8 protein-coding genes are annotated in these 4,135 nt (G+C 34.6%); all 8 read right to left on the bottom strand.

What is annotated here, in order from left to right:
• Positions 1-94: 94 nt before the first annotated feature.
• The 8 genes from CXF71_RS10010 to CXF71_RS21515 all read right to left on the bottom strand — a co-directional run bounded on the left by CXF71_RS10010 (position 95) and on the right by CXF71_RS21515 (position 4,117).
• Positions 95-514: a hypothetical protein gene (locus CXF71_RS10010; protein ID WP_101232823.1), complete on the bottom strand. Its 420-nt coding sequence runs from the start codon at positions 512-514 to the stop codon at positions 95-97.
• A 110-nt stretch (positions 515-624) separates the two neighbouring features.
• On the bottom strand, positions 625-1,146 hold the full coding sequence (locus CXF71_RS10005) for a hypothetical protein (RefSeq protein WP_101232822.1): 522 nt from the start codon (positions 1,144-1,146) through the stop codon (positions 625-627).
• 100 nt (positions 1,147-1,246) lie between these two features.
• The gene (locus CXF71_RS10000) at positions 1,247-1,660 is read right to left on the bottom strand and encodes a hypothetical protein (protein ID WP_101232821.1); all 414 of its coding nucleotides are present in this window, start codon (positions 1,658-1,660) and stop codon (positions 1,247-1,249) included.
• Positions 1,661-1,772: 112 nt separating this feature from the next.
• Positions 1,773-2,147, bottom strand: coding sequence for a hypothetical protein (locus tag CXF71_RS09995; protein ID WP_101232820.1), 375 nt, complete (start codon positions 2,145-2,147; stop codon positions 1,773-1,775).
• Between the two features lie 157 nt (positions 2,148-2,304).
• Positions 2,305-2,739, bottom strand: a complete 435-nt coding sequence (locus CXF71_RS09990) for a hypothetical protein (protein ID WP_101232819.1) — start codon at positions 2,737-2,739, stop codon at positions 2,305-2,307.
• Between the two features lie 191 nt (positions 2,740-2,930).
• The gene (locus CXF71_RS09985) at positions 2,931-3,245 is read right to left on the bottom strand and encodes a DUF6572 domain-containing protein (protein WP_101232818.1); all 315 of its coding nucleotides are present in this window, start codon (positions 3,243-3,245) and stop codon (positions 2,931-2,933) included.
• Between the two features lie 104 nt (positions 3,246-3,349).
• Positions 3,350-3,655 carry an NIPSNAP family protein gene (locus CXF71_RS09980; RefSeq protein WP_101232817.1) on the bottom strand — a complete coding sequence of 102 codons (306 nt, stop codon included), beginning with the start codon at positions 3,653-3,655 and terminating at the stop codon, positions 3,350-3,352.
• Positions 3,656-3,787: 132 nt separating this feature from the next.
• On the bottom strand, positions 3,788-4,117 hold the full coding sequence (locus tag CXF71_RS21515) for a hypothetical protein (protein ID WP_198559869.1): 330 nt from the start codon (positions 4,115-4,117) through the stop codon (positions 3,788-3,790).
• Positions 4,118-4,135: the final 18 nt, after the last annotated feature.

Here is a 4,135-nt window from a genome sequence, read left to right as displayed (position 1 = left end):
TAACGCCTAATTAACAGGCAAAAAGTAGTTGGCTAAAATAGGTGAACGGAGTGAACAAAAAGCCAACTGTTTTTTGTCCTTGTTTAATTTCTTGTTAGGGTTCAATTTGCACAATAGCTGATTTAGCCCCAATTATAATTTCTGCTCCAGACTGAAAAACGAATGACCAAAGCCAGCTTTCATCTGGGGCTTTATCAACCCAGAATTGACCATCGCACCAATCATCATCTGATATAAAACCAAAGCTTTCTAAGCAATCATCTTCTGTGAAAGGCATTTCAGAATCTCTTGGCTTAAATTCAAACTGAGATACATTCGATATATTTAGAACAATTAAATTAGGTTGATTTTGATTTACCCAATTTCCAGTGCCTCTTATCCATTTAAGAGTAACTGATTGATTTTCAATAATATAATTAATTTCGATGAAATCAAAATCGTTATGAAGATCATATTCGATGGAATCGTATTTTAGATAAATACTCTCAGACCATGAAAAGTTTTCCGAAATCATCCTTGAACCCTAACGCCACGTTAAGCGGCAAATAATAGCTGGCTAAAATGTGTGAGGCACGAACAACAGCCAGCTGTTATTTGTCCGTTTGAACGCCTTGTTAGAGGAACTTACGCGCCAAAATATGATTCTATTTTTATTTGTTGCAGTTGTTCAAGCCATGAATTCTTATTTTCCATTATATCGGTAAAATCAACATTTTTTGCAAAAGGTAATTTATGCGAATAAAAGACTGAGCTGACAGTGTTTGCGTCACGATAAAACCGATTAATTACATATTCATAGTGTGATTTATCTGGAGCTAGTAGCACCATTAATATAAAGACTTCTTCTTCATGCTGGGAATTTGGAGGTGATAAAATTTCAGGTTTAATCGCGAACATTGACTTAACACTTTTGACATAACCAGGAAGTACCTGCTTTAACGCTGATTTATCACTATATAATTTTGCAGTGATCATTTTATCCCAAGACTCTAAACTTTGATCTTTTCGCAGAAACTCAATAGTTTTTACGTCTCCGTCTTTATTTTTCCAAACATTGCAGTAATCTTCATCAGTGAATTTTACACAGTCACTTGCAAATGCAAGGCATGATGATGTGGCTAAAAGTGCGGCGAATATCCATTTCATATTTGTTCCTCTAACGCTTACATAAGCGGAAAATTATAGTTGGCTAAAATTTTGAGGAACGAAAAACAGCCAACTGTAAATTTTCCGTTTGATGTTCTTGTTATATGCCATCTTCTTCCACGGCACGCTGCTTTATTTTGGGTAATTGTATTTGAAAAATTATATACACTATTACTAAAGGTAAAAAGCCAACCCAAGATAATTCATGGTATACCCAAAAATACGCAAACCAAATTTGGATACCAACTAAAGTAAACAATTTCAGTAACCGTGGAAAGAGCAAAAGACTTCCCATGCCTAAAACAGGGAAAGCGAAAATACAATTACCAGCGAGTGACAATAAAAAATAACCCAAGCTTTCTGGAAACTCTAAACCGACAACAAATTTTGAATAAATGAGATCCGCGTAGAAAGGCAATAAACCTAACATAAGAAAATATGTTGAGAATTTTTCATCCTTTTTAATTTTATTATGTTCGCGGTTTCTTTCCGCTAATTTTTCGAGCGCATCCATTGCTGGAGATTCCTTGGCATATAACGCCCTATTAAGGGGCAAATTGTAGTTGGCTAAAATGTGAAGCGGAGCGGAACCAGCCAACTGTAATTTGTCCCGCTTGAATAGCTTGTTATGTTTTCTTTTTAACCAAACCTTTAAATATTGGTATTAAAGAAGCCAAATGTATAAGCAGTAAACCAACAAGAATATTTGAAATTGTGGCAAATAGACCTACTAATTTTGAAATATATAACTCGCTTGATTTTTCACTTTCTATGATTGATTCAAAGACACCAATAATTTGTGATTTATCTACGAAATCATCACTTTTAGTTTTTTCAATAGCTAGCTCAATTAATGCAACCCTTTCTTTAAGGCTTTGCTTATTGCTTTGTTCATATTGTTTTTCTACATAATGAGGAAGCCAAATTGAAAAACCAGAGTATGTAAATAGAAGTACAGTTGAGATAACCAACCAGATAATAATCGACTTACTAGAATTCAAGCTTCAACTCCTTTGAAAACATAACGCCCCAATAAGGGGCTGATAATAGCTTGCTAAAATGTGAAGCGTAGCGGAACCGAGCAAGCTGTTAGCAGTCCCGTCTTAATTGGCTTGTTATGTGTATTCCCCCCAAAGTAAACCCAAAAGCATTATTATACTATCTGAACCCACCTAGGATTGAGTCTAATTTCGCTCTGGAACCTTTTTCTAATTTGTACACATCAAGCCCTATCTTCACATACCCGTACCTATCGAGCATCACAGCATAATCGAGTAGTCCTATTAACATCAGCCTTGCTTCAGGTGCGAAGTAATCTTCAGTTTTATTTAAGGAAATCATTTTATTCTCGTACTCTGAAATTCTAAGCAATCGTAATATTGTCTTTTTGTCCTTAAAGTTATTCCAATCATTAATAACAGGTTTAAAAATTGCCGCATATGATGGATGACTTATATTAGGAACATCTGTGCAAGCAATGCACTCATAATAAAGTACGGGGGACTTTAAAAGGATACGTTCACCGGCTATAGCACTGTACGTGAAACCAAAAAACATAGTGATTAAAAATAAAAAATACTTAGTCACTTTCATGATTACATCTTCCTATATAAGTCACTAGCTTTAATTCTACGTTTAATGGTAAAAGAGATTTATAAGCTCAGTATTCTTAATACTCATAACGCCTAATTAACAGGCAAAAAATAGTTGGCTAAAATAAGTGAACGTAGTGAACAAAAAGCCAACTGTTTTTTGTCCTTGTTTAATTTCTTGTTATATACCGATTACTCTGTTTTTAAAGTAAAACTTACACTCTCTAAATTTAAAGCAGGAACCAACTGGCTAATAAAGCTAGTTAACGCTTCTGTTGGACTGTGACCAATTATTAATTCAATGCGTTTGGGTAGAGCATATTTATGCGGCTCTTCCTCTTCTAATTGCCCATCAAGCACATAACTCAAATAGTGATTGATCTTATCTTGAAGTAATTCGATATTTGAATCATCAATTATTTCTGATTGAATAATTGAAAGAACACAAGTTCCATCATTAATCGAGCAGATATCTATTTGATTTTGAAAATTTATGCCAAGTTTCATATAGGTATATAACGCTTTGCTAAGCGGCTAAAAATGGCTGGCTATAATAGCGAGGTACGAGCACAGCCAGCTGTTTGTGTCCGTTTAAGCAACTTGTTATACGTTTACTCGAAAAGAGGACGAAAGAAGCTTCTATCGTAACTTAAAATACACATGGTATCTTCTGCATATTTGAATGCACTGATACATTCTTCATCCGCAAGTGATTTAAGTCGGTATTCTTCGTATTCAGCCAAGCTAGGAAAAGAAAATAAGGCTAAGGCTTTATTGTTAGCGCCCTCAGAAGGAAGGAAATATCCGTGATGAGTTCCACCAAATTTATTTACTAGTGGTATCCAAAGCTTAGCGTAATGCTCAAACTCTTTAGCTTTATAGGGATCAATTACGTAATTAAGATAACAAGTGACCAAGTGAACTACTCCATGTATTTGTGATTAACGTATAACGCCCTAATAATGGGCAAAAAATTGTTGGCTAAAATGTTGAGGAACGAAAACAGCCAACTGTTTTTTGTCCTTATTAATTAGCTTGTTATAACGACTTTACAGCTGAACTGCCTTAACTTCAAGATAACCAGAAGTTGAAATTACTTCAGCTTTAAAAATTGAATGACAAACTTTGCATTTAACTTGTTCCGGAATACTTCTAATTTCACTTTCCAATTTATTCGTAGCACTCAATAGTTCGGATAACTCAAAATTTAGGTAATGGATTTTATTCATATCCAGTCGATAAATAGTTCCGGTAGTTTCACCTATGTATGTTTTAAAGTCGCCACCAGCACCACTCTCGAACATTAAGAAATCAGTTTGAATATTACACTTAGGACAAGAAGAACTACATTGAGTGATATTGAGACTATTAGTTTTCACCGAACTTCCTTGTCGTTA

The sequence above is a fragment of the Colwellia sp. 12G3 genome, from assembly GCF_002836775.1.
In the GTDB taxonomy this organism is placed as follows: Bacteria; Pseudomonadota; Gammaproteobacteria; order Enterobacterales; family Alteromonadaceae; genus Colwellia.
Note: the sequence above shows the minus strand (reverse complement) of the source record. Positions and strands in the feature narration are given on the sequence as shown.